This is a genomic window from Micromonospora sp. ZG13 (assembly GCF_059359355.1).
In genome coordinates this window covers 21,701-37,007 of sequence record NZ_JCADBQ010000008.1, presented here as the reverse complement: position 1 = coordinate 37,007, position 15,307 = coordinate 21,701, and the positions used below count along the sequence as shown (strand labels likewise).

Sequence of the window (15,307 nt, the reverse complement as noted above, 5' to 3'; positions counted from 1 at the left end):
GCGCTCCCATACCCCGGCCGTACCGGGGGCTAACGGCGCCGGCGGGTTAGCTTCTCCCGGGCGACGGGTAACGGCACCTGCGGGCCGGCGTGGGGCACCGCCGGCGAAGGACGCGGCGGCGCGTTCAAGATGACGTTTACTCCCCGGGGCGCCGGGAACCCGCCGGCTGTGCGACAGGACCAGGTCGAGCCGGATCAGCGCAGGTCAGCCCGGGTTTTTGCCGGCGCTGACCGGACCGCCTCCGGGCCCGTCCTGTTCGACGCGGTGCTGTTGGACCGCGACGGCACGCTCATCGAGGACGTGCCGTACAACGGCGATCCCGACAAGGTGCGGCCGATGCCCGGGGCGCGGGACGCCCTGGACCGGTTGCGCGCGGCGGGCCTGCGACTGGCGGTGGTGACGAACCAGTCCGGCCTGGCCCGGGGGCTGTTCACCGAGGCGCAGATGCGGGCGGTGCACGCCCGCGTGGAGCAGTTGCTGGGGCCGTTCGACGCCTGGGCGGTGTGCCCCCACGACGACGGCGACGGATGCGGATGCCGCAAGCCGGCCCCGGGACTGGTGTACGCGGCGGCGCGGCAGCTGGGCACCGTGCCGGCGCGGTGCGTGCTGGTGGGGGACATCGGGCGGGACATGACCGCCGCCTCGGCCGCGGGGGCATCGGGGATCCTGGTGCCCACGCCGGTGACCCGCCCTCAGGAGGTGGCCGCCGCGCCGCAGGTCGCGCCCGACCTGTCGGCGGCCGTGGCGGAGATCCTCCGCCGCCAGGCGGCGGTCGACCCGGCCACCTACGGGCACGTCGACGCGCCGCGGGTGGGGACGGTGCTGGTGGTACGCGCCGACTCGGCGGGGGACGTCCTGGTCACCGGTCCGGGCATCCGCGCGGTGGCGGCCGGCGCCCGGCGCGTGGTGCTGCTGTGCGGGCCACGGGGGCGGGCCGCGGCGGAACTGCTGCCCGGCGTCGACGAGATCGTCGAGCACCGGCTGCCGTGGATCGACCCCGCGCCCGACCCGGTCGACCCCGCCGACATGCGTCGGCTCGTCGACCGGCTCGCCGCCGTGGGCGCCGACGAGGCGGTCGTCTTCACCAGCTTCCACCAGTCGCCCCTGCCCCTGGCCCTGCTGCTGCGCCTGGCCGGGATCCGCCGGGTCAGCGCCATCAGCGACGACTACCCGGGCAGCCTGCTCGACGTGCGGCACCGGGTGCCGCCCGGCGTACCCGAAGCGGAGCGGGCGTTGTCACTCGCCGCCGCCGCCGGCTTCGCCCCCGCCGAGCCCGACGGACCCGCGCCCCGCCTGCGTCCGGTGCCGGCGCCGCCGCCCGAGGTCGGCGAGCCGGGCTACGTGGTGTTGCACCCCGGCTCGGCGGCGCAGGCCCGGGGCTGCCCGCCGGAGCTGGCCGCGCGGATCGCCCGCGCCCTGACCGTCGCCGGCCACCGGGTGGTGGTCACCGGCGACCCCGGCGAGCGGGAGCTGACCGCGTGGGTGGCCGGCGACGTCGCCGTCGACCTGGGCGGGCGTACCACGCTCGCCGGGCTGGCCGCGACGGTCGCCGGCGCCGGCGCGGTCGTGGTCGGCAACACCGGCCCCGCCCACCTCGCCGCCGCCCACGGCGTGCCGGTGGTCAGTCTCTTCGCCCCCACGGTCCCGTTCGGGCAGTGGGGGCCGTGGCGGGTGCCCACGGTGCGGCTCGGCGACGCGGAGGCGCCCTGCCGCGACACCCGCGCGGCGCGCTGCCCGGTGCCCGGACACCCCTGCCTCAGCGGCCTCGAACCCGACCAGGTCCTCGAGGCGCTGCGGCTGCTCGGGGTGGGCCCACCGGTCCGGCCCGCGCCGGCCGCCGCCGACCGGGCGGCCGGCGTGCCGGCGGGGACCAGCACCGGCGGGAGCGGCCGATGAACCTGCTGCTCTGGCACGTGCACGGCTCCTGGACCACGTCGTTCGTGCACGGCAAGCACCGGTACCTGGTGCCCGTCACCCCGGACCGCGGCCCGTACGGGCTCGGCCGCGCCCGTACCTACCCGTGGCCCGACACGGTCGTCGAGGTGACCCCCGAGCAGCTGCGCACCGCCGACGTCGACCTGGTCGTCCTGCAACGCCCCGAGGAGCTCGACCTCGCCGAGCGGTGGCTCGGGCGCCGGCCCGGCCGCGACGTCCCCGCCGTCTACGTCGAGCACAACACGCCCAAGGACGGCGACGTGCCCAACAGCCGGCACCCCATGGCCGACCGCGACGACCTGCTCGTCGCCCACGTCACCGGGTTCAACGAGCTGTTCTGGGACACCGGCGCCACCCGTACCACGGTGGTCGACCACGGCATCGTCACCCCGGCAGTGGAGTACACGGGCGAACTCGACCGGCTCGCGGTGGTGATCAACGAGCCGGTACGCCGCTGGCGGGTCACGGGCACCGACCTGCTGCCCCGCTTCGCCGAGATCGCCCCGCTGGACGTCTTCGGCATGAAGGTCGCCGGGCTGGCCGAGCACCTGGGCCTGCCCGCCGACCGGATCGTCAGCCACGACGACGTGCCCCAGCACCGGATGCACGCCGAGCTGGGGCGGCGGCGGGCGTACCTGCACCTGTGCCGGTGGACCTCGCTGGGGCTGAGCCTCATCGAGGCGATGTCGATGGGGATGCCGGTGGTGGCCCTGGCCGCCACGGAGGCGGCGATGGCGGTGCCACCCGGGGCGGGCGCCCTGTCCACCCGGCTCGACACCCTGCTCGACGCTGCCCGCCGGTACATCGACGAGCCGGCGCAGGCGCGTCGGGCGGGGGAGCAGGCCCGCCTAGCCGCCCGGGACCGCTACGGCCTCGACCGTTTCCTCGCCGACTGGGACCGGCTGCTGGAGGAGGAAGTATGCGCATCGCGATGATCTCGGAGCACGCCAGCCCGCTCGCCATCCTGGGCGGCGAGGACGCTGGCGGTCAGAACACGCATGTCGCCGAGCTCTCCGCCGCCCTCGCGGCCGCCGGACACGACGTGCGGGTCTACACCCGCCGCGACGCCGTGGACCTGCCGGTGACCGTACGCAGCGCCGACGGCTACGACGTGGTGCACGTACCGGCGGGGCCGGCCGAGCCGGTCGCCAAGGACGCCCTGCTGCCGCACATGAAGGAGTTCAGCCGCTGGCTGGTCGAGCGGTGGCGGGGCGACGACTGGATGCCCGAGGTCGTCCACGCGCACTTCTGGATGAGCGGCCTCGCCGCCCTGGCCGCCGGCCGGCAGACCGGGGTGCCGGTCGTGCAGACCTACCACGCCCTTGGGGTGGTCAAGCGGCGGCACCAGGGCGTGCAGGACACCAGCCCGGCCCGGCGGATCGGCTACGAGCGGGAGCTGGGCCGGGCCGTCGACCGGATCATCGCCCAGTGCCGCGACGAGGTCGGCGAGCTGGTCCGGATGGGCGTGCCCCGGTCCCGGATGACGGTCGTGCCGTCCGGGGTGAACCTGGGCACGTTCGCCCCGCTCGGGCCGACCGCCGAGCGGGAGGACGACCGGCCGCGCATCCTGACCGTCGGCCGCCTGGTCGAACGCAAGGGCTTCCAGACCGTGGTGCGGGCCATGGCGTACGTGCCGGAGGCGGAGTGCGTGGTGGTCGGCGGCCCGCCCGCCGGCCTGCTGGAGACCGACCCGTACGCCCGCCGGCTGCGCGCCCTCGCGGTCAGCTGCGGGGTGGCCGACCGGGTGCGGCTGGTCGGCGCGGTGCCCCGCGAGGAGATGGGCCGCTGGTACCGCTCGGCGGACGTCCTGGTGGCCGCCCCCTGGTACGAGCCGTTCGGGCTCACCCCGCTGGAGGCGATGGCGTGCGGCGTGCCCGTGGTGGGCACCGCCGTCGGCGGGATCAAGGACACCGTGGTCGAGGGCGTCACCGGCGACCTGGTGCCGGCCCGTGATCCCCGTGCGCTGGGTGCCGCGATCCAGGGGCTGCTCGACGACCGGATCCGTCGCTTCGCGTACGCGGCGGCGGCGCGGGAACGGGCCCGGCGGCGGTACTCCTGGGCGGCCACCGCGGAGCGGCTGGTGGAGGTCTACGGCGACGTGGCGGCCCTGCGCCGGCCGACCCGGGTGGTGGCCTGATGGCGGCGGGCACCCCGCTGGACGCGCACCTGACGAACCTGGCGGCAGCGCTGGTGCCCTTCCGGCGGCACGAACCGCTGCTGTCCCGGTGGGGGACGGCGCTCGCCCGCCGGCTGGTCGACGGCGGCCGGCTGCTGGTGGCCGGCAACGGGGGCAGCGCCGCCGAGGCCCAGCACCTCACCGCCGAGCTGGTCGGGAAGCTGCGCGAGGACCGCCAGCCCCTGTCCGCCATCGCCCTGCACGCCGAGACCTCCGCGATGACCGCCATCGGCAACGACTACGGCTACGACGAGGTCTTCGCCCGCCAGGTACGCGCCCACGGCCGCGACGGCGACATCCTGCTGCTGCTGTCGACCAGCGGCAGCAGCGCCAACCTGCTCGCCGCGGCCCGCGCCGGGCGCGACAGCGGGCTCACCTGCTGGGCCCTGACCGGCCCCGCCCCCAACCCGCTGGCGGAGCTGTGCCACGACGTGCTCGCCGTCGGCTCGGCCGACAGCCAGGTCGTGCAGGAACTCCATCTCGTGACCAGCCACCTCCTCTGCGAGTACGTGGAGCGGGAGCTGCCGCTGGCGTTGGCCGCCCCCGGGGCGCCCGTACGGACCGGGGTCGAGGTGGTGCTCGACGGCGGTGCAGGTCAGCAGGCCCAGGGCGTGATGAGGGGGGAAGCGTGAGGGGACCCGTCGTGGTGGTCGGTGACACCCTGCTGGACCGGGACGTCGAGGGGGTGGTGAACCGGCTCTGCCCGGACTCGCCGGTGCCGGTGCTGGACGAGACCGCCCACGTCGACCGGCCCGGCGGCGCCGGGCTGGCCGCGGTCTTCGCCGCCGCCGCGCGGGGCGTCGACGTGGTGCTGGTGACCGCGCTGGCGGACGACGCGGGCGGCGCCCGGCTCAGCTCTCTGCTGGCCGACGCCGGCGTGCAGGTCTATCCCCTCGGGCTGCGCGGCGGCACGCCGGAGAAGGTCCGGCTGCGCGCCCGGGGCCGGGTGCTGCTGCGCCACGACCGGGGCGGGGCGGCCGGCACGCCGGGCGAGCCGTCGGAGGCGGTGCTGCGGGTGGTCGCGCGGGCCTCCGCCGTGCTGGTCAGCGACTACGGGCGGGGTGTCGCGCGGCAGCCCGCGTTGCGGGCGGCGCTGGCCGCGACCCGGGCGCCGGTGGTCTGGGACCCGCACCCGCGGGGACCGGCGGCCGTCCCGGGGGTGCACCTCGTCACGCCCAACGAGTCCGAGGTGCGGGAGCTGGTCACGGTCGCGCCCGGCGCGACCCGGCTGGCGACGGCGTCGCGGGGCGCGCAGGGACTGCGCCAGCGTTGGCGCGCCGGCGCGGTCGCGGTGACCCTCGGCGGGGACGGCGCGCTGCTCTGCCACGCCGGCGCGACGCCGATGGTGGTGCCCGCCCCGGCCACCGCCGAGGGGGACACGTGCGGCGCCGGTGACCGGTTCGCGGCCACCGCCAGCCTCGCCCTGGCGCGGGGGGCGCTGGTCTCCGAGGCGGTGCAGGAGGCGGTGGCCGAGGCGTCGGCGTACGTGGCCGGCGGGGGAGTGGCGACGGCGCTGCCGCGGCCGGTGCGCCCGCTGCCGCCGGCGGTCTCCAGCCCCGGCGGCGAGCGCGTCGGCGTGGCCGCGGCGGCCGGCGTGGTGTCGGCGGTACGCGCGTCCGGTGGCACGGTGGTGGCCACCGGCGGCTGCTTCGACCTGCTGCACGCCGGGCACGTGGCGACGTTGCAGGCCGCCCGTCAGCTCGGCGACTGCCTGGTGGTCTGCCTGAACTCCGACGCGAGCGTGGCGGGGCTGAAGGGCCCGGACCGGCCGGTGATCCCGCAGAGCGACCGGGCCCGGCTGCTCGCGGCGCTGAGCTGCGTCGACGCGGTCATGATCTTCGACGAGTCCACCCCGCACGCGGCGCTGTCCTGGCTGCGCCCGGACGTCTGGGTCAAGGGTGGCGACTACGCCGGCGACGGCGGCGAGCCGGCCCTGCCCGAGGCGGAGGTGCTGCGCCGGTGGGGCGGCAACGCCGTGGTGGTGCCGTACCTGGACGGCCGCTCCACCACCGGGCTGATCGCCGCCGCCCGGTCGACCGGCACCGCCGTCGCGGCCGGGCCGGTCGGCGGGCCGCCGCTCACCGACACCGTGCCGCCGGCCTGTGCGCAACCACCCGGCCCCGCCCCCGGTGGCGGGTCGGCGCCCTCCGGCGGCGAACGCCCACGGGCGCGGGCCGGCCGGCCCGTCCCGGGACCGGGCGCGGCGGAGGGCACCCGATGAGCGCCGGTTCGCCCGGCGCGGGGCGCACCGTGCTGGTCACCGGCGGATCGAGCGGGCTGGGCGCCGCCGTGGTCGCGGCCGTCGCCCGCGCCGGCGGTCGGCCGCTGGTGCTGGACCGCCAGGCGCCCGCCGACGGGGTGCCGTGGGTGGAGTGCGACCTGGCCGACACCCGCGCCGCCGAGGCCGCCACCCGGCAGCTCGCCGAGCGTTCGGGCGGGCTGGACGCGGTGGTCACCGCGGCGGGGATGGACGTGCCGGGAAAGCTGGCGGACGTGCCGGGCGAGACCTGGGACCGGATCGTGGCCGTGGACCTGCTCGCCACGGCGGCCGTGGTGCGGGCCGCCCTGCCGTTCCTGGAGACCTCCCGGGGCAGCGTCGTCACCGTCGCCTCCACGCTGGGGGTCAAGGCCGTCGCCGACGCGACCGCGTACTGCGCGGCCAAGTTCGGGGTCGTCGGCTTCACCCGGGCCCTCGCCGCCGAGCTGGCCGGCAGGGTCGGCGTCACGCTGCTCGTGCCCGGCGGCATGCGCACGGCCTTCTTCGACGAGCGCGACGCCGCGTACAAGCCCGGTCCCGACGCCGTGCTGAACGACCCCGCCGACACCGCCGCCGCCGTCATGTTCGCGCTGTCCCAACCCGCCGGCTGCGCCGTACGCGAGATGGTCGTCTGCGCCGACCAGGAGACCTCGTACCCGTGATCCTCGTCCTGCGCGCCCTCGGCGTCGGCGACCTCGCCACCGCCGCCCCGGCCCTGCGCGCCCTGCGCGCCGCCCATCCCGACCGGGAGCTCGTGCTCGCCGCGCCCGGCTGGCTGGCGCCGCTGGTGGAGCTGGTCGGCGGCGTCGACCGGCTGGTGCCCACGGACGGGCTGGGCCGCCCCGGTGCGGCCCTGCGGGCGCCGCGCGTCGCCGTCAACCTGCACGGGCGGGGCCCCGAGTCGCACCGGATGCTCGCGGGCACCCACCCGGGCCGGCTGCTCGCCTACGCCAGCCCGGAGGCCGGTCACCGCGACGGCCCCGACTGGCGCGCCGACGAACACGAGGTCGACCGCTGGTGCCGGCTGCTCGACTGGTACGGCATCCCCGCCGACCGCACCAACCTGGACCTGTTGCGCCCGGCCCCCGGCGACGTTCCGACCGGCGTGACCGTGCTGCACCCGGGCTCCAAGGTCCCCGCCAAGCGCTGGCCGCCCGGGCGGTTCGCCGCGCTGGCCCGGGAGTTGGCCGCCCGGGGGCACCGGGTGGTGCTCACCGGCAGCCCCGACGAGCGGGCGACGGCGCAGCGGATCGCTGCGGGGGCGGGGCTGCCCGCCGACGCGGTGCTGGCCGGCCGGACGGACCTGGGCCGGCTGGCGGCGCTGGTGGCGTACGCCCGGCTGGTGGTCAGCGGGGACACGGGCGTGGCGCACCTGGCGACCGGCTACCGCACCCCGTCGGTGGTGCTCTTCGGGCCGGTCTCCCCGGCGCGGTGGGGGCCGCCGCCGGGCCGGCCCCGGCACCGGGCGCTGTGGGCGGGCGGACAGGGTTGGCGCAGGTGGGAGGGGGTAGGAAGCCATCCGACGTTGGCGGCCATCGGGGTCGACGAGGTGGTGGCCGCCGTGGACGAGGTGGAACGGGCGGTGCGGGTGTCCGGTGCGGTTGCGGCGTAGTGATCCGGGCAGGCCGGGGTACGGGCGACGCCGGCGCGGCCGGGGCTGGCTCTTCCTCGAACCGTCCGGCCAGTCGGTGCGCGACCCCGACCAGCTGGGGCGGCTGCGCGAGCTGGTGATCCCGCCCGCCTGGCGGGACGTGTGGATCTGCCCGTACCCGAACGGGCACATCCAGGCCACCGGCATCGACGCGGCGGGGCGCAAGCAGTACCTCTACCACCCGAAGTGGCGCGAGAAGCGCGACGAGGCGAAGTTCGACCACGTGCTGGAGGTGGCCCGCCGGCTGCCGGTGCTGCGCGAGCGGGTCGGGCGGGACCTGTCCGGCCGGGGCCTGTACCGCGACCGGGTGCTGGCGACGGTGACCCGGCTGCTCGACATGGGCATGTTCCGCGTCGGCAGCGACCAGTACGCGGCCGGCGACGACCCGACGTTCGGGGTGTCGACCCTGCGCCCCGAGCACGCCCGCTCCCGGGGCGGCTGCGTGGTCTTCGAGTTCCCCGCGAAGGGCGGCATCGAGCAGGTGCGCCGCATCGAGGACCCGGAGCTGTGCCGGGTGCTGGTCAACCTGCGCCGTCGGCGGCGCTCGGCCGACCGGCTGTTCGGCTACCGCGACGGCGGGGACTGGCGCGACGTGCGCAGCGACGAGGTCAACGAGTACCTGCGCGACGCCAGCGGCGGCGAGATGACGGCGAAGGACTTCCGGACCTGGCACGCCACGGTGCTGGCGGCGACCGAGCTGGCGACGGTGGGCCCGCCGCGCTCGGCCACCGCCGGCCGGCGGGCGGTGGCGGCGGTGATGCGCGACGTCGCGGAGTTGCTCGGCAACACCCCGACGGTGGCGCGCACGTCCTACGTCGACCCGCGCGTGGTCGACCTCTTCCACGACGGCGTGGTCGCCCCGGTCGACCCCGCCACGCCCCGCGAGAAGGCCGAGCGGATCGTGCTCGAGTTGCTCCAGGACGCCTGAGCCGGCCGTCGGTGCGGGGGCCGTCCCCGGTGGTCACCGGGCGGCCGCCCGCCTCCCCCGTGGCGGCGGGCGGCTCGCCGCGGCCCCCGTTGGCGATCCCGCTCCGCCGGTGCCGTGGCGGGCGAGGATCGGCCATCTCGGCGTCAGTCTGCCGCGACCGGGTTGACCGTGGATGCCGCCGGGTTGACTTCCCGTGCCGCGTCCTGCGCCTGGCCGGCCCGCCACGCCTGCGGCCCGACGCCGTGCGCCTTGCGGAAGGCCCGGCTGAAGTGCGCCTTGTCGGGAAAGCCCCAGCGGGCCCCGATCGCCTGGACCGGCTGGCCGCGCAGGCCCGGGTCGGCGAGGTCGTGCCGGCACCGTGCGAGCCGCAGCTCCCGGATGTACGACGCGACCGTCGACTCCTCGGCCTCGAAGAGCCGGTGCAGGGTACGCAGCGAGACGTGGTGGGCGTCCGCCACCACCTGCGGGCTCAGCGTCGCGTCGCCGAGGTGCCGCTGGATGTACGCCCGCATCTGGGTGACGAGGGCGCGCCGGCGGGCCTCCGTCGGCACCGCGTCCTCGGCCACCAGGTGCCGACCCAGCATGGTGGACACCAGGTCGAGCCCGACGGTGCCGAGGCGGGGGGCGTCGGCGGCGTGGTACTGCTCGGGGTGGCGGGCGATCTGGAGGAGGAACTGGGCCAGCAGCGCGCCGATCCCCTCGGTGCCCGACATCCGGCCGCCGAGCAGCGGCGCCAGCCGGTCCGGCGACAGCGGCAGGGCGGCGTGCGGGATGATCGCCACGACCGAGCGGGCCGGCTTGCGGCCGCCGTCGTCGCCGACGTGCCGTACCCCGTGTGGCCGTGACCCGTCGTAGAAGATGAACTCGCGCGGCCCCAGCACGCTGCTCTGACCGGCCTGGCTGGCCGCGCCGTCGCCGTCGACGGTGAGCGCCAGCGTGTAGATCTCCGGGGCCGACTCGCGCACCAGCCGGGAGCTCCCGACGGCATCCAGGGACGGATACCGGTAGTTGACCACCCGGATCGGGTCGAGCTCGACGATCTCCGCCCGGGCGGCGAAGTCGTGCGCGTGCTCGGTGCGGATCCGCAGCGGCGACGCCGTACGCGCCACCAGGTCGAGCCACATCTCGAAGCGTTCGGCCGCCGGCACCGCAGTCGTGTCGACGGTGTTGCGCAGCAGCATCCGCTCCCCGTCCTCGCGCCGTTCGAGTGGCCATTGTCCATCGTGGGCGTCCGTGTGCCCAGGGCGTTCCCGGCCCGCCCGTCGACGCGGCCGGGGCGCGCCGGCCGGCTCAGCGCGTGGCCGTCCGGCTGCGGATCAGCGCCTCGACGCCGTCGAGGATCCGGTCGAGGCCGAACCGCCACTCCGCATCGAGCTCCTCGTCCAGCTCGTCCTCGGCGTCCGCCAGCAACTCCCGGACCGCCGGGTACGGTCCGTTGCGGGTCAGCCGTTCGAGCTGCTGCCAGTACCGCGCGCCGACCTCGTCCGGGCTCAGTTGCTCCCGCGCCGCCGCCTCGGTGAGGTCGGCGGTGAGCGTGGCCCAGTACCGGGCGTACCCGCTGACCAGCAGGATCGTCGAGAGCCGCTCGATGCCGCGCAGGCCGGTGCCGCGCAGGGCGGCGAGCCCCTGCTCCATCCAGCGGACCCCGTTGGGGCCCATCGGCGGGCCGCCGATCGGGACCTGCCGGATCCACGGGTGGCGGTGGATCGCCGCGACGTTGGCGTGCGCCCAGCGGGCGAGGGCCGGCCGCCAGCCCTCGTCCGGGCCGCGTGGCGCGGGTGGGTCCCCGTAGCCGGCGTCGGCCATGAGTTCGAGCAGGTCGGTCTTGGCGGGGACGTAGCGGTAGAGCGACATGGTCCCCACGCCCAGCTCGCCGGCCACCCGGTTCATCGACACCGCCGCCAGCCCGTCGGCCTCGGCCACCCGGATGCCGGCGGCCACCACCTGCTCCATGGTGAGGCTGCGCCGGGGGCCCTTGCCGGGGCGCTCCCGCAGGCCCCAGGCGAGCTCGATGCTCTCCGGCAGCTCGACGTCGGCGTCGCTCATCCCACCTCCCGGTGCGTGTTTGACCGCCATCCTAACTTCTGCGTATGGTCTACGCAGAAAAGCGTACGTGGTACGCAGAAAGCGGAGGGTGAGGGGTGATGGAGACAGCAGCGGTGCAGACCGTCGACCTGTGCAAGCGCTACGGCGGGGTGGCGGTGCTCGACGGGCTGACCATGCGGGTGGCCCGGGGCAGCGTGCACGCCCTGCTCGGCCCCAACGGGGCGGGCAAGACCACGACAGTACGGATCCTGGCCACGCTGACCGCGCCCGACGGGGGCGCGGCCCGGGTGGACGGCCACGACGTGGTCCGCGACCGGCGCCGGGTGCGGCGGGCGATCAGCCTCGCCGGCCAGCACGCGGCGCTCGACGACCAGCAGACGGGCGCGGAGAACCTGCGCATGATGGCCCGGCTGGCCGGGCTGGCCCCGCCCGCCGCCCGGCGGCGGGCCGCCGACCTGCTGGAGCGCTTCGACCTGGTCGCCGCCGGCGGCCGTCGGGTGGTGACCTACTCCGGCGGGATGCGCCGCCGCCTCGACCTCGCGGCCAGCCTGGTCGGCGAGCCGTCCGTGATCTTCCTCGACGAGCCGACGACCGGCCTCGACCCGCGCAGCCGGCAGGGCCTGTGGGAGGTGGTCGCCGAGCTGGCCGGGGCCGGGGGCACGGTGCTGCTCACCACGCAGTACCTGGAGGAGGCCGACCGGCTCGCCGACCGGATCGCCGTGCTGCACGGCGGCCGGCTCGCCGCCGAGGGGAGCGCGGCCGACCTCAAGCGCCGCTTCGGCGCCCACCGGCTGGAACTGACGCTGCGCGACGCGCAGAGCTTCGCCGCCGCCGGACAACGGCTCGGCGACCGGGTCACGCACCGCGACCCGGCCCGCCTGGAGCTGGCGGTGACCACCGGCGGCGACGCGGCGGAGATCCGCCACCTGCTCGACCATGCCGACCCCGACCGGCGGGGCCTCGCCCGCTTCATCGTCCGCGAGGCGACCCTGGACGACGTCTTCCTCACCCTCACCGGCGACCCGGTGACCGCCCACCCGGAGGTGGCCCGTGTCTGAGCTGACCCTGCGTCCGACCCGCGCCGGCGAGGCCGTCGTCATGGTGGCGCGCTGCCTGCGGCTGTCCCGCCGCAACGTCGACGCGCTGCTCACGTCGCTGCTGCTGCCGGTGCTGCTGATGCTGCTCTTCGTCTACCTGTTCGGCGGCGCGATCGACACCGGCACCCGCTACGTCACCTACGTGGTGCCCGGCGTCCTGCTGCTCTGCGCCAGCTTCGGCGCGGCGAGCACCGCCGTCAGCGTGACCACCGACCTGACCAACGGGATCATCGAGCGGTTCCGCACGATGGACGTCAGCGCCACCGCGATCCTCGGCGGGCACGTCGCCGCCAGCATCGCCCGCAACACCGTCTCCACCGTGCTGGTGCTGGCCCTCGCCGTCGCCATCGGCTTCCGGCCGGCCGTGGACCCGCTGCGCTGGCTGGCCGCGTTCGGGGTGCTGCTGCTCTTCCTGCTCGCCGTGTCCTGGCTGTCGGCCGCGTTCGGCCTGCTGGCCCGCACCCCGGAGGCCGCCAGCGGCTTCACCTTCCTGGCGATGTTCCTGCCCTATCCGAGCAGCGCGTTCGTGCCGGTGGAGACGATGCCGAGCTGGATCCGCGGCTTCGCCGACCACCAGCCCGTCACGCCCGTCATCGAGACGCTGCGCGCCCTGCTGCTGGGCACCCCGACGGGCACGGCCCCGACCCTGGCGGTGGCCTGGTGCCTCGGCGTCCTGGCCGTCTCGGTGCCGCTGACCGCCGTGCTGTTCCGCCGCCGCGTGGCCTGACCGCGCGCCACCCCGGGTACGCGACGGCGGCACCGGACCTCGTCCGGTGCCGCCGTCGTCGTCGCGTCAGTCGTTGAGCACCTGGGAGAGCCGGTCGCGGAAGCGCCGCTCCGAGTCGCTGACCACGTCCCCGCCGAGGCCCAGGATGCCGCCGCTGGACGCCGCGCCCACCACCTGCTCGGCGATGTCCACGAGCCAGTGCTTGTACGCGCCGGCCTCGCCCTCGTCGGTCCGGGCGGCCAGCAGCACCGCCGCCTCCCGGGCCCGGCCCAGCACGTCCTCCAGGTAGGCGCGCGGGTCGGACGGCGCGATGACCGGCAGTTCCTCGCCCGCCTCCGGGTCGCCGACCCGCGAGACGATCTCGCCGGCCACGGCCGCGACCAGCGGGCTGGCCGACTCCCGGCCGGCGGCGATGGTCTCCAGCCCGGCCGCGTTCTCGGCCATGGTGCGGCGGGTGCCGTCGGACTCGGCGGCGCTCGCCGCGGTCAGCACCGACTGCGGCAGGCCGACCAGCAGCCCCCACTCCTCGTCGGAGAAACCGAACCCGGTGTACGCCGGCTGCTCGATCACGACAACGCTCCTTCCGTACTGATGTCGCTCGTCGTCCGCGGCCCCGACAGGGGAGCCCGGCTCAGGCTAGTCGAGGGTCAGCAGGCCCTGTTCGGACACCACGCTGACGGACAGCGTCTTGTACCCCACCTCGTCGAAGAGAACCGTCATCCGGTCCTCCTCGTAGCTCAGCACCAAGCCGTGCCCCCACTCCGGGTGCCGGACCTGGCTGTGCACGGGGAAGGGCCCCACCGAGCCGTCGTCGGGGGTGCTGGTGCCGGCGTGGCAGTTGTCGCAGTGCCCGCAGACCTCGGTCATCTGCTCGCCGAAGTACGCCAGCAGCGTCTGCCCCCGGCAGGCGGTGGTCTCGGCGAACGCCCGCATCATGTCCGTACGCGAACGGGTCACGGTCTGCTGCCGCTCGGCCTCCGCCAGGGCCGCCGCGGCGGCGTCCACGGGCGCGGGGGAGTAGCGGGGCGCGCCGATACGCTGCTTCGCCCTCGGCTCGGCCGCGCCCACCTGCTCCAGCAGGGCCAGGTACTGGCCGAGCTTGCGCGGGCCCAGGCCGGTGACCTCGCGCAGCTCCTTCTTGTTGCGCGCCTTCTTGCGCAGCAGCGCGGACAGGTCGCGCAGCTCGTCGGGGTCCGGCAGGCCGCCGCTGAAGAAGCGTTGCAACCCGACGTCCTCGGCCTGCCACAGCAGCAGCACCCGGGCCGGGGCGCCGTCGCGGCCGGCCCGCCCGATCTCCTGGAAGTAGCTGTCGGGCGAGTCCGGCAGCGCCATGTGCACCACCCAGGCGATGTTCGGCTTGTCGATGCCCATGCCGAACGCAGAGGTGGCCACCATGATCGGCACCTGGTCGGCGAGGAACGCCTCGTGCAGCTCGGCGCGGGCGCCGGCCGCCATCCCGCCGTGGTAGTACTGGGCCGGGGAGCCGGCGTCGGTGAGCCGGGCCGCCAGCTCCTCGGCGGAGCGCCGGGTGGGCACGTAGATGATGCCGGGGCGGGTGTCGTCGCGCAGCAGGGCGATCAGCCGCCGCCACCGGTAGTCCTCCGTCGGGCAGTGCGCCACCTCGAGGAACAGGTTCGGCCGGTCCAGCCCGGAGACCACCACCTCGGGCTCGGTCAGCCGCAGCCGGGCGATGATGTCGTCGCGTACGGGCGGGGAGGCCGTGGCCGTCAGCGCCACCACCGGAGGCCGGCCGATGCCGTCGATCAGGTGCCCCAGCGCCAGGTAGTCGGGGCGGAAGTCGTGCCCCCAGGCCGAGATGCAGTGCGCCTCGTCGATCGCCACCAGCGCCGGCTTCAGCGACCTGACCTCGGCCATCCGGTCGGGGTTGGCGAGCTGCTCCGGGGTGATGAAGAGGAACTCGGCCCGCCCGTCGCGGATCTCGGCGATCGCCTCCGCCTGCTGGCCGGCCGACTCGTTCGAGCTGATCCGCACGGCGCGCAGTTCCGGCCGCTGCCGCTCGTTGAGCGCCGCGATCTGGTCCTGCTGGAGGGCGAGCAGCGGGGAGATCACCACGGTCGGGCCGGGGATCAGGCTGGCCGGGATCTGGTAGATCGCCGACTTGCCGGCACCGGTGGGCAGCACCACCAGGGCGTCACGGCGCTTCATCACCGCCCGCATGGCGGCCAGCTGGTGGGGCCGCAGTGCGGTCCAGCCGAAGAGGCTCTTCGCCGCGCGGCGCAGTGTCGTCGAGTGCGTGGACAGTTTCATCGAGGGCCGGAGGTACCCGACGTGTTCAGCGGCGAAACCGGCGGCTCGGGTTACGCCGGCGACCCGGCGCGCGGAGAACTGATGGGATGGGAACCATTCGTGATGCCGCCGGTTGCCGTCAATCCGCCAGGTAGCCGGTAGCGGGATCGATCTCGGCGAGGAAGCCGCGGATGGCCTCCTCCATCGCGGCCCGGCTCCGGGCTCGCGCTGAGCCCGGGCACC

The 15,307-nt window shown here is 76.1% G+C and carries 13 protein-coding genes and 1 pseudogene; 10 read left to right on the top strand and 4 right to left on the bottom strand.

What is annotated here, in order from left to right:
- The first annotated feature begins 129 nt into the window (after positions 1-129).
- The 8 genes and pseudogenes from AC5L34_RS18065 (at position 130) to AC5L34_RS18030 (ending at position 8,947) form a co-directional block, all read left to right on the top strand.
- Positions 130-1,896: an HAD-IIIA family hydrolase gene (locus AC5L34_RS18065; protein WP_494826037.1), complete on the top strand. Its 1,767-nt coding sequence runs from the start codon at positions 130-132 to the stop codon at positions 1,894-1,896.
- Positions 1,893-2,870: a glycosyltransferase gene (locus AC5L34_RS18060; RefSeq protein WP_441176437.1), complete on the top strand. Its 978-nt coding sequence runs from the start codon at positions 1,893-1,895 to the stop codon at positions 2,868-2,870. Before AC5L34_RS18065 ends, AC5L34_RS18060 begins: the two co-directional genes overlap by 4 nt.
- Positions 2,855-4,072: a glycosyltransferase gene (locus tag AC5L34_RS18055; protein WP_441176438.1), complete on the top strand. Its 1,218-nt coding sequence runs from the start codon at positions 2,855-2,857 to the stop codon at positions 4,070-4,072. The genes AC5L34_RS18060 and AC5L34_RS18055 overlap by 16 nt, the downstream gene beginning before the upstream one ends.
- Entirely contained in the window at positions 4,069-4,743 is a 675-nt protein-coding gene (locus AC5L34_RS18050) for a D-sedoheptulose-7-phosphate isomerase (protein ID WP_441176498.1), read from the top strand. The genes AC5L34_RS18055 and AC5L34_RS18050 overlap by 4 nt, the downstream gene beginning before the upstream one ends.
- Positions 4,740-6,158 (top strand): annotated as a pseudogene (locus AC5L34_RS18045) (PfkB family carbohydrate kinase); the annotation flags it as partial. The gene AC5L34_RS18050 and the pseudogene AC5L34_RS18045, both read left to right, overlap by 4 nt.
- 170 nt (positions 6,159-6,328) lie before the next feature.
- Positions 6,329-7,030 (top strand): SDR family oxidoreductase, encoded by a 702-nt coding sequence (locus AC5L34_RS18040; RefSeq protein ID WP_363621676.1) that lies wholly within the window; start codon positions 6,329-6,331, stop codon positions 7,028-7,030.
- Positions 7,027-7,980 (top strand): glycosyltransferase family 9 protein, encoded by a 954-nt coding sequence (locus tag AC5L34_RS18035; RefSeq protein WP_441176439.1) that lies wholly within the window; start codon positions 7,027-7,029, stop codon positions 7,978-7,980. Before AC5L34_RS18040 ends, AC5L34_RS18035 begins: the two co-directional genes overlap by 4 nt.
- On the top strand, positions 7,964-8,947 hold the full coding sequence (locus AC5L34_RS18030) for a DNA topoisomerase IB (protein ID WP_494826033.1): 984 nt from the start codon (positions 7,964-7,966) through the stop codon (positions 8,945-8,947). The genes AC5L34_RS18035 and AC5L34_RS18030 overlap by 17 nt, the downstream gene beginning before the upstream one ends.
- Positions 8,948-9,090: 143 nt before the next feature.
- On the opposite strand, the gene AC5L34_RS18025 is transcribed toward AC5L34_RS18030, so the two are convergent.
- Together AC5L34_RS18025 and AC5L34_RS18020 are read right to left on the bottom strand one after the other, a co-directional pair.
- Complete coding sequence (locus AC5L34_RS18025; RefSeq protein WP_494826031.1) at positions 9,091-10,128, bottom strand: AraC-like ligand-binding domain-containing protein; 1,038 nt, start codon at positions 10,126-10,128, stop codon at positions 9,091-9,093.
- Between the two features lie 109 nt (positions 10,129-10,237).
- Positions 10,238-10,993 (bottom strand): TetR/AcrR family transcriptional regulator, encoded by a 756-nt coding sequence (locus AC5L34_RS18020; protein ID WP_441176442.1) that lies wholly within the window; start codon positions 10,991-10,993, stop codon positions 10,238-10,240.
- A 98-nt stretch (positions 10,994-11,091) separates the two neighbouring features.
- On the opposite strand from AC5L34_RS18020, the gene AC5L34_RS18015 reads away from it, so the two are divergent.
- Both AC5L34_RS18015 and AC5L34_RS18010 read left to right on the top strand, forming a co-directional pair.
- Positions 11,092-12,051 (top strand): ATP-binding cassette domain-containing protein, encoded by a 960-nt coding sequence (locus tag AC5L34_RS18015; RefSeq protein WP_494826029.1) that lies wholly within the window; start codon positions 11,092-11,094, stop codon positions 12,049-12,051.
- A complete protein-coding gene (locus AC5L34_RS18010; protein ID WP_494826027.1) occupies positions 12,044-12,817 on the top strand; it encodes an ABC transporter permease in 774 nt (257 codons plus the stop codon). The genes AC5L34_RS18015 and AC5L34_RS18010 overlap by 8 nt, the downstream gene beginning before the upstream one ends.
- 66 nt (positions 12,818-12,883) lie before the next feature.
- Here the strand turns inward: AC5L34_RS18010 and AC5L34_RS18005 are convergent, their stop codons facing one another.
- Positions 12,884-13,387 (bottom strand): hypothetical protein, encoded by a 504-nt coding sequence (locus AC5L34_RS18005; protein WP_101409152.1) that lies wholly within the window; start codon positions 13,385-13,387, stop codon positions 12,884-12,886.
- A 66-nt stretch (positions 13,388-13,453) separates the two neighbouring features.
- Positions 13,454-15,085 (bottom strand): RecQ family ATP-dependent DNA helicase, encoded by a 1,632-nt coding sequence (locus AC5L34_RS18000; protein WP_494826025.1) that lies wholly within the window; start codon positions 15,083-15,085, stop codon positions 13,454-13,456.
- Positions 15,086-15,307 lie beyond the last annotated feature (222 nt).